13 protein-coding genes and 1 pseudogene are annotated in these 14,921 nt (G+C 64.9%); 1 reads left to right on the forward strand and 13 read right to left on the reverse strand.

Features of this window, described 5'->3' with window-relative positions; genetic code table 11:
* Positions 1–157 (forward strand): annotated as a pseudogene (locus tag HZB86_09230) (glycosyltransferase family 2 protein).
* Between the two features lie 124 nt (positions 158–281).
* Here HZB86_09230 and HZB86_09235 read toward each other — a convergent pair.
* The 13 genes from HZB86_09235 to HZB86_09295 form a co-directional block, all read right to left on the reverse strand.
* Positions 282–1,889 carry a tetratricopeptide repeat protein gene (locus HZB86_09235; protein MBI5905714.1) on the reverse strand — a complete coding sequence of 536 codons (1,608 nt, stop codon included), beginning with the start codon at positions 1,887–1,889 and terminating at the stop codon, positions 282–284.
* A gap of 154 nt (positions 1,890–2,043) precedes the next feature.
* Positions 2,044–3,477: a sigma-54-dependent Fis family transcriptional regulator gene (locus HZB86_09240; GenBank protein MBI5905715.1), complete on the reverse strand. Its 1,434-nt coding sequence runs from the start codon at positions 3,475–3,477 to the stop codon at positions 2,044–2,046.
* Between the two features lie 18 nt (positions 3,478–3,495).
* Complete coding sequence (locus HZB86_09245) at positions 3,496–5,001, reverse strand: HAMP domain-containing protein (GenBank protein MBI5905716.1); 1,506 nt, start codon at positions 4,999–5,001, stop codon at positions 3,496–3,498.
* Between the two features lie 16 nt (positions 5,002–5,017).
* On the reverse strand, positions 5,018–5,950 hold the full coding sequence (locus HZB86_09250) for a cytochrome c3 family protein (protein ID MBI5905717.1): 933 nt from the start codon (positions 5,948–5,950) through the stop codon (positions 5,018–5,020).
* Positions 5,947–6,801: a 4Fe-4S binding protein gene (locus HZB86_09255; GenBank protein ID MBI5905718.1), complete on the reverse strand. Its 855-nt coding sequence runs from the start codon at positions 6,799–6,801 to the stop codon at positions 5,947–5,949. Before HZB86_09255 ends, HZB86_09250 begins: the two co-directional genes overlap by 4 nt.
* A gap of 164 nt (positions 6,802–6,965) precedes the next feature.
* Positions 6,966–8,099 carry a redoxin domain-containing protein gene (locus HZB86_09260; GenBank protein ID MBI5905719.1) on the reverse strand — a complete coding sequence of 378 codons (1,134 nt, stop codon included), beginning with the start codon at positions 8,097–8,099 and terminating at the stop codon, positions 6,966–6,968.
* A 40-nt stretch (positions 8,100–8,139) separates the two neighbouring features.
* Positions 8,140–8,613, reverse strand: coding sequence for a hypothetical protein (locus HZB86_09265; protein ID MBI5905720.1), 474 nt, complete (start codon positions 8,611–8,613; stop codon positions 8,140–8,142).
* A gap of 14 nt (positions 8,614–8,627) precedes the next feature.
* Positions 8,628–9,638, reverse strand: coding sequence for a tetratricopeptide repeat protein (locus HZB86_09270; protein ID MBI5905721.1), 1,011 nt, complete (start codon positions 9,636–9,638; stop codon positions 8,628–8,630).
* A 10-nt stretch (positions 9,639–9,648) separates the two neighbouring features.
* Complete coding sequence (locus tag HZB86_09275; protein MBI5905722.1) at positions 9,649–10,941, reverse strand: cytochrome C; 1,293 nt, start codon at positions 10,939–10,941, stop codon at positions 9,649–9,651.
* 58 nt (positions 10,942–10,999) lie between these two features.
* Positions 11,000–11,839, reverse strand: a complete 840-nt coding sequence (gene ccsB / locus HZB86_09280) for a c-type cytochrome biogenesis protein CcsB (GenBank protein MBI5905723.1) — start codon at positions 11,837–11,839, stop codon at positions 11,000–11,002.
* A 37-nt stretch (positions 11,840–11,876) separates the two neighbouring features.
* The gene (locus tag HZB86_09285; protein MBI5905724.1) at positions 11,877–13,241 is read right to left on the reverse strand and encodes a cytochrome c biogenesis protein ResB; all 1,365 of its coding nucleotides are present in this window, start codon (positions 13,239–13,241) and stop codon (positions 11,877–11,879) included.
* A 142-nt stretch (positions 13,242–13,383) separates the two neighbouring features.
* Entirely contained in the window at positions 13,384–13,728 is a 345-nt protein-coding gene (locus HZB86_09290) for a cytochrome c3 family protein (protein ID MBI5905725.1), read from the reverse strand.
* A gap of 26 nt (positions 13,729–13,754) precedes the next feature.
* The coding region (locus tag HZB86_09295) for an FAD-dependent oxidoreductase (GenBank protein MBI5905726.1) at positions 13,755–14,921 on the reverse strand (1,167 nt) is incomplete at its 5' end.

The raw sequence follows: 14,921 nt of genomic DNA on the forward strand, positions 1-14,921 counted from the left end.
CCTGTTCGACAACCAGATGCTGGTCCAGTCGATCGCATTCGGGTTCCGTATCGGGGAGATCTCCTGCCCGACCCGTTACATCGAAGAGTCGTCGTCGATCAATTTCCTCCGCAGCGTCACGTACGGCGTCGGCGTCCTGCGGACGTCCGTCCAGTTCGTCCTTGCGCGGACCGGGGTCCGCGATTATCCCTTCCTGAAATCCTCCGGGAAAAAGCTCGCGGCGAATGGGGCGGAGCGGCGCGCGGCGGAAATCCCCGCCCGTTGAACGGCGGGAACTCCCGCTACCTCCCCGTACCCCCCATCGCCGCCCGCATCAACCGGTTTCCGGCGGGGTCGTCCGGCCGCAACCGCAAGGCGATCCGTAGATGGCTCATGGCCTCTTCCCGCCTTCCCATCCTGAGCAACACCCCTCCGAGGTTCGTGTGCGCGTCCACGAAATCCGGCTTTCGCTCCACCGCCATCCGCAGGCACTCCAGCGCCTCCCCGCTCCTTCCCATCCGATCCAGCGTGACACCGAGGTTCGTCAGGGCCAGGTGGTCGTCGGGCCGCCGTTTCAGAATCTCGCGGAATTGCGCCGCGGCTTCCGCGTAGCGCCCTTTCTCTCCGAGCGTTCTCCCAAGTCCGGTACGTATGTCCGTCTCCTCCGGCCGGTATCGGAAACCGTCCTCGAAGGCGCGGATGGCCTCGTCGACCTTCCCTCCGGCCAGCAACGTGTCTCCGAGGTTGAATAACGCCGTCGGGTTCTCCGGTTCGACGCGCAAGGTGTGCCGAAAGAGTGACTCGCTGTCCTTCCAATGGGAAACCTGCAGCCATGCCGCGAAGGAGAGAAGGAGGATTAGAAGGCCTCCGCCGAATCCCAACAGCCAACGCCGGAACGGGACGTTCCGGGCGATGTCATGGATGCCCCAGACCGACATCACGGCCACACCGACCATGGGAAGATACATGTACCGGTCCGCCATGGCCTGCATGCCGACCTGTACCCATCCGATCACCGGGACGAGGGTGCCGAGATAAAACAACCAGCCCGCGGTGAAGTACGGCCGGCTGCGACGCCATCGCCAGGCGGCCAGGGTCACCCCTGCAAGCACGGCGGCGGCGGCGGCGAACTTCCACCACGGCAATCCGGCGGGCAGTTCCACCGGATGGGGATAGAAGACCGCTAGATGGGCGGGCCAGAAGAATTTGCCGAGATATCCGGCGTAGGAAACGACGGAATTTTCGAGCCGGATGCCGAGGGGGATCTCGACCAGGGAACTCACCGCACCGCCTTGCCGCTGGGCGATGAACGTTACCACGCACGAGGCCAGGGACATCAGGAACCAGGGAGACTTCTCGATCAGGAGTTTCCGGACCGGCACAGCCTCTCCCGGGGATCCGATACCGCCGTCCCCGTCGAAAAATAATCCCAGCCGGCGGAGCGGCCAGTAGTCCAGGAGCAGGAATACGAACGGCAACGTGACGACCATGGGTTTCGACATCAACCCCAGCAGGAAGAAGGCCGTTACTGCGAGGTAATTCGGAATCCCCCCGCGAACGGCGTATCGCCGGTAGGACCCGACCGCCAGGAGCCAGAATAAGGCGCAAAGGAGATCCTTCCGCTCCGCGATCCAGGCGACGGATTCCACGTGGAGCGGGTGCACGGCGAACAGCGCCGCGACGAACCCGCTCCGCCAGGGAGCGGCCGTCATCCCGCGAAGGACAAGAAACAGCGCCACCGTGTTCGCAATGTGGAGGATGAGGTTGATCCGGTGGTGCCACCCCGCGTCCAATCCGAACAGCTCCACATCCGCGAGGTGGGACAACCACGTGATCGGATGCCAGTTCGCCTCGTGGAACGTCACGAACGCCCAGCGGACCGTGTCCCGAGTCCAACCCTGGAGCACCATCGGATTTTTCGTGACGTACGCATCGTCATCCAGCGTGATGAACGAGTGGCTTCCGACAGCCCGGTAAACGGAAAGGGACAGGAAGATCAGCAGGATGGTGATCGGGAGTGTGCGTCGTTCCGTGAACAGTTGCCCGATTCCCCTTCGGGTGGATTCACACGATCCCGAATTTCTTCATCCGGTATCGGAGTGCGTCCCTGGACAGCCCGAGGATCTCCGCCGCCCGGGTCTGGTTCCCCTGGGTCGCCTCCAGGGCCTGTCGCAGGAAGTCCCGCTCGACCTCTTCCAGGATCACCCCTCCCTCCGGAAGGCTGAAACCGTGTCTCTCCGGAGAAGGAACGGGGGACCCCGGCTCACCGGAAGAGTCCCTCCGGGGGAACTCCCGCGCCCCGGAGTCGCTGCCGTCCATTGAGGATTCCATCGGCATCGGGAGATCGAGAAGTTCCACGACGTTTTCCGTGCCGAGGATGAGCGCGCGCTCGACGATGTTTCGCAGCTCGCGGACGTTTCCAGGCCAGCCGTAAGCGCCCATCCGGCGCTTCGCGTCATCGGAAAACCCGTCCAGCGGGCGCTTGAACTCCTTCGAAAACTCGGAGAGGAAATGGTCGGCCAGGGGGAGGATGTCCTCCCTGCGCTCCCGCAAGGGGGGGATGTGGATCGGGATGACGTTGAGGCGGAAGAACAGGTCCTCGCGGAACCGCCCCGTCCGTACGAGTTCCGCCAGATCCCGGTTCGTCGCCGCGATGATCCTGACGTCCACCTCGATGTCCCGGTGCCCGCCGACCCGGCGGAACGCCTTGTTCTCGATGAATCGAAGAAGCTTGGCCTGCAGCCCGTGCTTCATGTCCCCGATCTCGTCCAGGAAGATCGTTCCGCCGTCGGCTACCTCGAAGAGCCCTTTCTTGGCCGCCTTCGCGTCGGTGAAGGCGCCTTTCTCGTGCCCCATGAGCTCCGACTCGAGCAGATCCTCGGGGAGGGCGGTGCAGTTGATGGGGATGAACGGGCGGTTGGAACGGCTGCTTTCGTAATGGATCGCCTGGGCGATGAGGTCCTTTCCGGTGCCGCTCTCCCCCTGCAGGAGGACCGTGGCGGCCTCCGACTTCGCAACCTTGCGCGCGATCCCGACCACATCCCGGAGTCCGGGACTGGAACCCACGATCCGGTGGAAACCGTACCTGCGGACCGACTCCTTCCGGTGGAACTCGACTTCCTGCCGCAGTTCGCGCCGGTCGAGCGCGTTCTGGACGATCACGCGGAGGCGGTCGAGGTCGAACGGCTTGCTGACGTAGTCGTACGCGCCGAGGCGCATCGCCTCGACCACCACCTTCAGCTCCTCGATGGCGGTGAGCATGACCACCGTGATCGCCGGGTCCTGGCTCTTCAGCCGCCGCAGCACCTCGATGCCGTCCATCCCCGGCAGGGTGATGTCGAGCAGCACCAGGTCGGGCGGTTCGTCGGCCGCCTGGGCGACGGCCTCCTCGCCCGTCTCCACGGTGGAAACGGCGAAGCCGTCTTTCACGAGCGCCTGCTGGATCGACCAGCGGATCATCCGCTCGTCGTCCACCACCAGGATCCGGGACCGGGCCATTGGGAAATTATACCTGCGTCAAGGCCTTACCTTCGGAAGAAAGACCGTGAAGGTCGCGCCTCCCCCGGCCCCGCTCTCGGCCGTGATCCACCCGTCGTGCAGGTCGAGGATCTTCCGGGTCATGGAAAGCCCGAGGCCGGTGCCCGATTCCTTGGTCGTGAAGAACGGCTGGAACACCTTCCCGATCCGGTCCGCGGGGATCCCCGGCCCGTCGTCGGAAACGGAAACCATCACGTACCCGGACCGGTCCTTCGCCTCCGGGAGGTCCGCGGGAGGCGTTCCCCGGGTGCATACCGTGAGCGTCACGCCGTCGGGCTTCGCCTGCAAGGCGTTGAGGGCGAGGTTGAGGAACACCTGCTTCATCTGCTCGGAGTCCATCTCGATCGCCGGCATCTCCGCGTCGAAATCCCGCACGATCCGGGCGCGCTTCCCTTCCGGGATCTGCTGGACCAGGAAGAGCACCTTGTCGATCACCTCGTTGACGTTCGCCTCCGAGAATTGCGGCTCCGTGTACCGCGCGAAGTTCAGAAGGTCCTTGATCGTGACGTCCAGCCGCTTGATGAGGGTCATCATCTCCCCGACGATCTCCCGCTTGGGGTCCCCTTCCGGGAACTCGTTGACGAGGACCTGGGCCGCGCCGTAGATCCCGGCCAGCGGGTTCTTGATCTCGTGGGCGATTCCCGCCGCCATTTCTCCCAGCGACGCCAGGCGGTCGGCCCGGGCGAGTTGCCGGTGATGGAACTTCTCGAGCTCCGCCCGCGTTTCGGAAAGCTTCCGCACCATCTCGTTGAAGCTCCCGCCCAGCCGCCCCAGTTCGTCTCCGCTCCGGATGTCGACCCGGACGTCCAGCTTCCCCGCCTCCACCGACTCCATCGTCCTGACCAGCCGCTCCACCGGCGCGGTCACGAAACGCTTGAGGATCACGCTGATGAGCGCGGTGGTCAGGATCACGGCGAGCCAGGTGAACGACAGGAGAAGGAACCGGTTGTACTCGATGCTCTTCTCGGTGTCCTCCATCGAGAGGCAGACGTCGAGCACGCCGAGCACCTCGTTCTCCCTCGGGTGGCAACGCTGGCACTTCGCCTCGTTCTCGATCGGTTCCACCATGCAGAACGACCGGTGGCCGGTGTCCTGGCTCTGGAACGGGGTGCTCCGCTCCGGGCTCCGGTACACGGTGTAGTCGAGCTCGTCGGTCAGGTGCCCCACCTCCGAAGGCTTCATCGAATACCGGATCTTCCCCTCCTCGTTGAAGACCCGGAGCTTCTCCACGCCGGGCAGCGCCCCCACGGTCTGGAAGATGGACGCGAGGGATTCGGTGTGGCCGGACTCCATCCCGATCTTGATGGTGTTCTTCAGCGCCCGGGTGAGAAGGATGGCCTGGGTCTTCGTGGCCGAGAGCGACTGCTCGGACTGGATCCGGAAGGTGATGTAGGACGAGGCGCCGAAGACGACCACCATGACGAGACTGACCGCGAGGGAGAGGCGGAAGAACAGGGAGCGGGGCATGAACCGGAGGATATTCACGTCGGCGAAGGGGGCGCTAGATCCGGTGGCAGACGGCGCATAGTTTCTGCTGGTTCATCCGGAACAGGTTCGCCTCGTCCGAGCGGTGAGGCGCGTGGCAACCCGCACAGGACAGCTCCCCTTTCTCCCTGGGGAATTCGTCCGGCACCACGGTCATGGTCCCCCGGACGGCCGCCGACCGGTGGCGGGAGTGCGGCTCCTCGTGGCATCCGAGGCACAGGGAGTTGCCCGGACGGACGAGCTGCTTCGGCGCGGGGCCCGCGTGGGGGCTGTGACACGACACGCACTCCCCGTCCGCGACGGGCTCGTGGACCGACTTTCCCGCCGGGAACGGGTCGTGGCACTCGAGGCACCCTTTCTCCAGCTTCTGGAGCTTCGGACGCGCGGAAAAGTGGGGGTCGTGGCAACCGGTGCACTCACCCGCCGCGACCGGCGCGTGGAGGTAGACCTTCTTCCCTCCCTCGCCCTTGGAGAAGTCGTTGTGGCAGGAGTAGCACGCCTCTTTCTGCTCCTTGGCCTTGAGCGTTCCCCCTTCGACGGAATGGCACGTCTCGCATCCTTCGTCGAGCGCGGCGTGCATGCGGAACGCCCGGTACACCAATTCTTCGCCGCCTCCGGTAGCGGTCCGGAAGTCCTCCATCTTCGCCCCGGGCAGCGCGAAGACGCGAACGGCCGATCCGCCCACCCGCACCGTGTTCAACCCCGGGTACAGCGGGATCTCCCCTTTCAGGAACGTGTCTCCATCGAGCGGCGCGGCGGGAATCCCGTTGACGGAAACGTTGTCCGGCCCCCCTTTCTCCGCCCGAAACGCGTAAACCCGGATCTTCGGCTCCGTGGCGAGCGTCAGGTCCGGCGGGAAAAGGATCCCGGCGCCCCCCTGCCCGGCGCCGGACGGAATCGGCGCGAGGAGGGCGGCCAGGATCGCCAGCCGCGGGAAAAGGCGGTTCAACGCGTCGGAGCTCCGGAGAGTTCGCCCATCCCCCGGCCTTCGGGGGACCCGAACGGTTCCTTGTGGAACACCGTGGTGAGTTTCAGGCTGGGGCACCGGGTGCAGTCGAGGCACCGGAGGCAGTCGGGGTTGGTGGCGTTCCGGTCGGGGCGGATGTCCACCGGGCAGATCTTCCGGCACTTCCCGCACTTCGTGCACGTGTCCGGGTTCCAGGCGAGCTGCAGGAAGCTCGACTTGTTGAAGACGGAGAAGATCGCCCCCAGGGGGCAGATGGCGCGGCAGAACGGCCGCTTGACCATCGTCGAAGTGGTGATGAAGAAGAGCAGGATCCCGATCTTGACCCAGAACAGCGCCCGGATCATCGACCGGACGTTCAGGTTGAGCGTCACCCACGGGAGGCCCCCGATCAGCGTTCCCATCGGGCACAGCTTCGAGAACCAGTTCTCGTGGGTGAGGTACGGGATGATGAACACCAGCCCGAGAAGGACGGCGTACCGGATATACCGCGTCCAGACCGGGATGGACACCTTCCATGCCCGGAATTTGTACAGCAGGTCCTGGAGGAATCCGAACGGGCAGAGGGTCCCGCACGTCATCCGTCCCACGGACGCTCCGACGGCGGCCAGCGTCCCCGCTCCGTAGAACGGGATGTTCCCGGTGACCATGAAGTGCTGCAGCGTGCCGATGGGGCAGGAAAACAGCGCCGAAGGGCAGGCGTAGCAGTTCAGCAGGGGAGAACAGACGCTTTTCAGGGAACCCTGGTACAGGACCGCGGAGAGGAACCCCTGGACGTACGAGTTGGGGAGGATGCTTCCCATCCCCTGGAAGATCCGGCGCTTCAGGTACCTCAAGGGGTCACCCGACCCCTATGCACGACAGTCAAAGCATCGCGGCGTTGAACAGCACCTCGCCGATCTCCTCCCGGAAGATGCCGTACCCCAGGATCGCCGCTGCGCCTGCGACCGTCACGATGAAGGCGATCGGACGCCCTTTCATCCCCTGCCTCCCCCCGGGATTACCGCTCCCCGCCGAGCTCCCAGGCCTTCCGGTACATCGCGGCGGCCTTCCCGAGCTCCTTCGCCTCCTCGTACGCCCGTCCCGCGAGCGCCCGCGTCTGCGCGTCCATCGGGTTCAGGTCGATCGCCTCGCGGATCCGCACCGAAGCTCCGGCGACGTCTCCCTTGCGGGCCATGACGGCGGCCTTGAGGAGCAGGGCCGGCGGGTACGCGGCCCCTTTCTTCAGCGCCTCGTCCGCCTCGCGCTCGGCGCTTCCCGCATCGCCCATCGCCCAGTATACGCGCGCGAGTCCGGTCCGTGCCATCACGTTTTCCCCCTCGGACGCGATCGCCGCCTCGAACGCTTTCTTCGCCTCCTCCAGCCTCGACTTGTCCTTCTTCGCCAGGGACAGGTACGCGTCTCCCAGCAGGATGTTGGGGGCGGCCCACTTCGGGTCCGCCGCCGCGGCCATTTTCAGCTTCGGCTCCGATTTGTCGAGCATCCCGAAAGCGTACAGCCGGCGCCCGAGGTTGTAGTTGAGCAGCGCCTGCCGTTTGGGCTTGTACCCGGCATCGGCCTTCGCGATGGCGGCTTCCTCCTTCGGCTTCATCCCGAGGAGCGATTCCGCAAGCCCCTTCATTTCGAGAAAGACGTACGTCGGGTATCCGTTGTATGCCTCGCGAAGGACGTTCCCGGCTCCGAGGATCGCCGTGGAGGGGACCGCCACGACGCCGTAGTTGCGGAACGTCTCCAGCCCCGGGTCGAGAACGACGGGGTAGGTCAGCTTGAGGGAGGCGGCCTTCTCCCGGATGGTTCTCATATCCTCGTCCGCCGTGTGCTCGTGCTCGACGTTGACCGCGATCGCCTTCAATCCTTTCGGACCGAGCGTATCGACGAGTTTCTGGACATCGGCCAGCTCCGCGAGCGACCGGCTGCTCCAGGTCGCCCAGAAGACGACCAGCACCGCGTTGTCCCCCTTGAACGACTCGAGGGAGACCTGCTTGCCGGCGAGATCCGCCAGCTTGAACGGCGGGGCTTCGGCCCCCGCCTGCACGTTCTTGAACGCCGCGGCCGCCTTCGGGGCGGCGTAGAGGCCGGCGGCGAACACCAGGGCCGCCGCGAAGATCTTTCCTGTGCTTCCCGGACGTTTCATCGTTTCCGATCGCGGGGGACAAGCCTCCCGCATCCTTCCGTTATTTCCGAAGGAAGCTTTTGTCGGCGGAGTGCGGGTCGTGGCACGACACGCACCCCGTGGCCCTAGCCTGCTTCAGATGCTTCTCGGAGCTTTTCTGGTCGTGGCACATCCTGCACAAAACCTCCGGGGCGGCCACCGCCTGGAAACGGTTCGGGGAGCCGTGCGGGTCGTGGCAGGAGATGCAATCCCCGCTTCCAAGAGGGCCGTGCACGAACTTCTTCGTGTCCTTCCGGACGTGGCACCGGTAGCACATGGTGTCCACGGGACGGGCGACGCGGTACCCCTTCCGCTCTTCCGGGTGGCACCCCGCGCACTTCTTCACGTCAGGATGGTAGACGTACCCCGGCTTGTCGAGGACCGGGGCGGCGACATTTCCCGCGGACACGGAAAAGGCGGGGTTGAGCAGCCACCCCGCCGCGAAGAACACCGGCAACCATGCAACCCGGACGGCCCGGAAACCCGATCGTGCCATGGCGATCCTCCGGACTACTCCTTGATGAACTTCTCGACCGCCTTCCGGTAATATTTGACCGCGTTGGGAAGGTCTCCCTTCTTCTCGTACGCGACGCCCAGCCAGAAGTACGCCTTCTCGGGCTTCGGGTTCAGCATCGCGGCGTCGGAGATCTCCCGGATCGCCTTGTCGGCCTCCCCCTTCTCCAGGTGAACGGTGCCGATTCCCAGCTGGGCCTCCTTGCTGTTCGGCGCCAGCTCCCTGGCCTTCGTGAACTGGACGAGCGCGTCGTCGTACTTCTTGGACGCAACGAGCGATTCCCCGAAGGCGATGCGGGCGGCAGGGTTCTTCGGATCGATCTCCACCGCCTTGCCGAAACGCTCCGCCGCCTTGTCCGGCATCCCGCGCTTGAGGAGCGTCCGCCCCAGCGAGATCAGCCGCTCCGACTCGCTCTCCTCCTTGCTCTTCTTCGCCGACTCCACCGGGGTGATGCCCTTCCGGTACTCTTCCTCCGTCATCAGCCCGGCGACGACCTTCGCCTTGCCCCCCACCACGTCCTTGAAGTCGCGGCCGTGGTTGCTGTGCTCGAAGACGAACTTCCCGTCCTTCCCGATGATACCGCTGGCGGGGAGGATGAAAAGCCCGTAGTCGCCGTACACCTTCTGGTCCTTGTCCTGTGCGATCGGGAAGGGAATCCCGAACTCCGCGATCGCCTTTTTCGCCTCCTCCGCGGTGTCCGTGTAGGAGGCGACCACGAGAAATTCGATCCCCTTCGGCGAAAGCTCCTTGTGGAGGGCGACCAGGTCCTTCAACTGGTCCTTCGACCGCTCCTGGGAGAGCTTGACGAACGACAGGATCGTGATCTTCCCCGAATCCGGCTTGAACGCGACGTCCTTCCCCTCGAAATCCTTCAGGGTGAAGGGGAGCGCCGGGCTCCCCTCCTTCATGTTCCGGAACGCGGAGCCGGTGCCCGGCACCGTCGAGAAGAACAGCGCCACCAACGCGGAAAAAAGGACGACGGACCAACGGTATGTGTGTCGAGCCATCGCCCGCCCCCTACTCATACTTCACCGGGCTCACCCGGTCGTACGCCTTCGGCTTGTGGCACCCCACGACGCACGAACCGCCGTTCTGCGTTCTCGTGAAGTTGACCGGCAGCTTCCAGCTCCCGCCGAAGGGGACCTCTTTCCGGATGTGCTTGTCCTGGCTCCCCGCGTGGACCTCGTGGCACGCCTTGCACGACCGCCCCTTCTCCTTGTTCACGTGGAGGAAGTGCATGTTCGTGTCGCCGTTGCGGAAATTCGTGAGCTTCGTCGTGATCTTGTCGAGCGCGATGTCCTTGTTGTGGCAGTCGAAGCACATCGCGTACGACTCGGTGGCGTACGGCTTGTAGAACTCCTTCGGGAAATATTTCTTGAGGACCAGCGGGTTCGCGCTGCCGTGCGGGTCGTGGCAGGCGTAGCAGTCGTTCTGCTGGACCGGCCCGTGGAGGTTCTTCGCCGCCCGCACCTGCGCCCCCATGTCCTTGTGGCAGGTGTAGCAGATGTCCTTGGTGTGGGTCTTGAGCTGCCGCGGGTAGTCGGAGGAGTGCGGCGTGTGGCACGTGGTGCACGGCCCCTTGTCGAGCGCCTGGTGGCGGACGGTGGAGGCCTTGAGGTGATCGTCGACCTTCTTGTGGCACGACAGGCACAGGGCCGAACCTTCCATCGACTGCATGAACGGATGGTCGGAGTTGTGCGCGTCGTGGCACTTGAGGCACGACTCCTGGGCCGGCTTGTGCGGGTACTTCCGGGTGAACTCGGCTTTCCGGTCCTCGTGGCACAGGAAGCATACGTCGTTCCCCTTCGCCTCGAGCTGGAACTTGTTCGGGGAGGAGTGCGGATTGTGGCACACGTTGCAGTCGCCGGATGCGACCGGCCCGTGCTGGAACTTCCGCACCATCTGGGTGTTCTTGTGGCAGCTGTAGCAGAGCTCCGAAGTCTTGACCTTCTTCAGCTGCTTTGGCGCGTCGGACTGGTGAGGGTTGTGGCAGCCGGTGCACTCCCCCTTCTTCACGGGGGTGTGCTTGAACTCGTTCTTGTCCACCGGCTGGTGGCACTTCTCGCAGAGCGCCTTGCCCGTGGCCACCAGCTTGAAGTCGGGCCCCTTCGACGTGGGGTGCCCCTTCTTCGATTCGGCGTGGCAGACCGTGCACTGGCCGACCCCCACGGGACCGTGGATGTATTTCGCCTTTCCCATCTGCGCGTGGCACTTGGCCGATACGCAGGTGTCCTCGGCAAGCGCGACCCCGACGAACATCACGGACAACGCGAACAACGTCGTGCCGAGCACCGTCCAGAACTTTCGCATGCCGCCCCCTCCCTGCCGTTCGAGGATTTGGTCTATGTCGCTCCGGGAAAAAACCGCATCAGCCCCCGCCGTACGAATGGAGGCCGGAAAGAACCAGGTTGACGCCCAGGTAGCACATGACGGTCGCGAGGAATCCCGCGATCGACAGGATGGCCGCGCGCTTCCCGTACCACCCGCGGGTGATCCGGGCATGGAGGAAGGCGGCGTACACCAGCCACACGATGAGGGACCACGTCTCCTTCGGATCCCACGACCAGTACGTCCCCCAGGCGTAGTTGGCCCACGCCGCTCCGGTGATGATCCCCGCGGTGAGGAACGGGAAACCCCAGATGATCGACCGGTACACGAGGTCGTCGAGCGTCTTGCACGCGGGAAGAAGGCCGATCACCCCCGCCGACACCTTCGCCTCCTCCTGTTTCGCCTTCAGGAGGTACATGAGGGCGGCGCCGGCGGACACGGCGAACGCGGCGTACCCGACGAAGCAGGTGATGACGTGCGCGTGCAGCCAGTACGACTGCAGCGCGGGGACCAGCGGCTGGATGCTGCTGTCGTTCTTGATGGCGAACAGCATCGTGGCGAAGGCGATCGGCATCACGAAGGCGCCGAACGTGCGGCTGCCGTACTTCCTCTCGACGACCAGGTAGAACAGGTTGATCGACCAGGCGAAGAAGACCAGCGACTCGTACAGGTTGGTGACCGGGATGCGGCCGATCCCCATCTGGTACGACTCGTACCAGCGGACCCCGAGGGCGGCGGTGGACACGACGGCGGCAAGGACGCAGACCCAGGTGCCGAACGCGGAGATCTTCTCGTTGTTCGCGTAGAGGGCTCCGATGTACAGGGCCGACGCCACGCCGAACAGGACGGTGGTCAGGTTGAACAGGATGACGTTGCTCATCGGGACGGGGCTCCTGCGGCTTTCTCCGGAGCGGCGATCACAGCTCCGCCGCCTTCACGCCGGTCTGTATTTTCTCAAATCTCTTTTCGAAGGCAAGCCGGTTCCGGCTGGCGGCCCCCGCGAGGACGACTTCCACGCGCCCGTCCTGCGACTTCGATAGCCGGACCCACACGCGCTGGTGGGAAAGGAAGAACGCCATGATGATCCCGACGACCATCAGCGCGCAGCCGAGCCACACGACGTTGACGCCGGGGTCCTTGGCCACCTGCAGGCCGGTGAATTGCCGGACGTTCAGGCCGGAGAAGGAGAACACGAGCGAATCGTTCCGCTGCCGGTCGAGGTCGGGGCGGGACTGGTACACCCAGAACTCCGCCGAAGGCTTCCCCGGCCTGTCGACCACCAGCTGGAGCGCGGGCCCGTTTCCCTGCAGGTTCTGATCGTAGTTCACGCCGCGGACCGTGCCGTACCCTTCGATCCGCATCGGCTCGTTCGGCGGGAGGGCGAGGGTTCCCATCGGGGAGCCGTCGGCCTTCCGGACGGCCACCTGGGCGGTCGCGCCCCCGGCCTGTCCGTAGCTCGACTGGTAGAACCAGATCCCCTTGTACTGGAGCGGGTCGTTCACCACGACATCTTTCTTGCGAAGGACCTCCCGGCCGCCCTCCAGGACGGTCAGGTCGGAAATGTACGCCTTCGGCTGGCCGCTCGGGTACGTCTCGACCCGGAAGCTGTTGCACCGGACGGTGAAGCCGAGTTCCTGCACGCGGCTCCCGCCGCGCACCGGAACCTGCGAGACCGATTCTCCTTCGGGGATATTGACGTACCCCTTGAACCCGAGCACGTTCCCCACGATCGCGCCGATGAAGATGATGATGATCGACAGGTGGGTGACGTATACGCCGAACCGCGAGGCGACGCCGCTTTCGGCGTACAGGTGGACCTCCCCGCCTTCCTCGGTCGCCACGGGTTTCGCGAAGGCGGACGAGAGCGCCTCTGCGTACTTCGAGGCCCAATCCGGCACGGTCCCCTTCTTCTTCCACCGGTCCACCTGGGAAAGGGTCTTTTCGAGGTTCCCGTCGAGCTTCGTGCGGGGGTTCCGGACGACCTTCCACATCCTCGGGAAACGGTCGATGGTGCAACAGGCGAGGTTGACGGTGAAGAGCACCAGCAGGAGCAGGAACCACCAGGCGTGGTACATGTCGAACAGGTTGATCCGGTCCATCAGGGCGAACGCCCAGTCCTCGTAGATCTGGTGGTATTTCTCGGGCGGCTGGTTCTGCTCGATGATCGTGCCGAAGATCGATGTGACCGCCAGGACGATCAGGGTGATGATGGCGAGTTTTACGGATATGAAAAAATCCCACACCCGGTCCATCGGGGACGGGGCGCGTTTATCGTCGGGCATTCAAGGTCACCTTCGGCTAAGAGGAGTGTATACTGTATACCAGAATCGACGCCGACCCGTCAATCGGAAACGTCGCCCGGTCGGATAAGGAAAGAGGGCGGGGAAACCCCGCCCTCTCTTGATTGCCGGACCTTCGAACCGCCTACTTCTTGTGGCAGTCGTCGCACTTGGTCGGGCCCTTCTTCTCCTTCTGGTGGCACCCCTTGCACTTGGTGTGCATGGCGTCCTTCAGGGCGACCGCGTCCTTCCCCTTTTCGGCCTTGTGGCAGGAGAAGCACTTCTGCTCCTTGCCCGCCGCGTCCTTGTGGTGGCACTCCGCGCACTTGCCGATCTTCTCGCCGTGCGCCTTGTGGTTGAACGTGACCGCCGCCTTCGTCTTCTGGACATCCTTGATGGTGGCCTTTTCCGGAGCGTCGGCCGCCACGATCGCGCCGGCCGAGAACACGGTCAGCACGACGACTGCCAGTAGCGTCGCGAACTTCCTCATTCGAACTCACCCCCTCCCCGTGTGGTTTATAGCCAGAGATTGCATCGGGCGCAACGTTCCGACTCGAGCCGCGCGCAATCTTCGGTGAACCGCTTTTCGACCTCTTCGAAGGTCCCCCGGCGCTTCCCGGGGAGCAGCCGCTCCGCCTGCCGGCGTATCCGCCACTCGGGGCGATCGGGCTCCTGCCGCTCGAACCGCCTGCGGTAGTTGTCCCTGTACCGCGCCTTCCCGACCTCTTCGACGCACAGGTTCCCGTAGATATTCAGCGCGGCGACCCGCCCCGAGGCCGACGCCTCGACCACGGTGCCGGGACCGCGCACGCAGTCCCCGCAGGCATAAGCGGCGATTTTAGATTCCCCCCCCTTAAAAATCAAGCGGAAAACGTGGTGCTTTTCGTCGACGGCCTTCCGGACCGCCGTGGGAGGGATGAACGGGAGCTCCGCCCGGCTGCCGATCGCCATGATCACCGTGTCGGCGGCGACTTCGAATTCGCTGCCCGACACCGTACGGGGGACGACCCGTCCCTTCGGATCGAGATCGACCCGCTCGACGCGGAGCGCTTCGAACCCGGTCACCTGGCCGTCCTTCATCACGAACCGCTTCACCGCCGTGCCGGGGAGCAGTTTCGCCCCTTCCTCGAGCGCCTCCTCGATCTCCCAGGGGAAGGCGGGCATCGTCTCGCGCGACTCGATGCAGGCGATGGTGACCTCCTGGGATCCCATGCGGAGGGCGGTTCGGGCGACGTCGATCGCCACGTTCCCGCCGCCGATCACCACGACGCGGCCGTGCAGGTGGGGGGGCCGCTTTTTCCGGACGCGCGTGAGGAACGTCAGCGCGTCGTGGAAACCCTGGTCTTCTCCGCCGGCCCCGGGCAGGCGCAACGCCTCCCACGTCCCGACGGCGACGAGAACGGCGTCGAATCCCTCCGCTTCGAGGGACGCGAAGGTCGCATCCGTTCCGAAGGTGACCCCTCCGCGGAAGTGGATCCCGCGGGCGAAGATGCCCTTGACGTCGGACAGGAGCGACTCGTGCGGGAAACGGAATTCGGTGACACCATACCGCATCATTCCGCCCGGTTCCTCGTTCGAATCGATCACCGTGACGCGCGCGCCCATGCGCGCAAGGGTGTTCGCCGCCGAAAGCCCGGCGGCGCCGGCGCCGACGACCGCCACCCTGGGTCCGGGGACCCCTTC

This window comes from Deltaproteobacteria bacterium, from assembly GCA_016234845.1.
Taxonomy (GTDB): domain Bacteria; phylum Desulfobacterota; class Deferrimicrobia; order Deferrimicrobiales; family Deferrimicrobiaceae; genus JACRNP01.

What these genes read in the sequence shown, in the direction of transcription:
- HZB86_09260 (MBI5905719.1), bottom strand. Translation starts at nt 8,099, where the DNA reads ATGAAACGTCCGGGAAGCACAGGAAAGATCTTCGCGGCGGCCCTGGTG.
- HZB86_09290 (MBI5905725.1), bottom strand. Translation starts at nt 13,728, where the DNA reads ATGAGGAAGTTCGCGACGCTACTGGCAGTCGTCGTGCTGACCGTGTTC.
- ccsB (MBI5905723.1), bottom strand. Translation starts at nt 11,839, where the DNA reads ATGAGCAACGTCATCCTGTTCAACCTGACCACCGTCCTGTTCGGCGTG.
- HZB86_09270 (MBI5905721.1), bottom strand. Translation starts at nt 9,638, where the DNA reads ATGGCTCGACACACATACCGTTGGTCCGTCGTCCTTTTTTCCGCGTTG.
- HZB86_09235 (MBI5905714.1), bottom strand. Translation starts at nt 1,889, where the DNA reads ATGGTGCTCCAGGGTTGGACTCGGGACACGGTCCGCTGGGCGTTCGTG.
- HZB86_09240 (MBI5905715.1), bottom strand. Translation starts at nt 3,477, where the DNA reads ATGGCCCGGTCCCGGATCCTGGTGGTGGACGACGAGCGGATGATCCGC.
- HZB86_09275 (MBI5905722.1), bottom strand. Translation starts at nt 10,941, where the DNA reads ATGCGAAAGTTCTGGACGGTGCTCGGCACGACGTTGTTCGCGTTGTCC.
- HZB86_09285 (MBI5905724.1), bottom strand. Translation starts at nt 13,241, where the DNA reads ATGCCCGACGATAAACGCGCCCCGTCCCCGATGGACCGGGTGTGGGAT.
- HZB86_09265 (MBI5905720.1), bottom strand. Translation starts at nt 8,613, where the DNA reads ATGGCACGATCGGGTTTCCGGGCCGTCCGGGTTGCATGGTTGCCGGTG.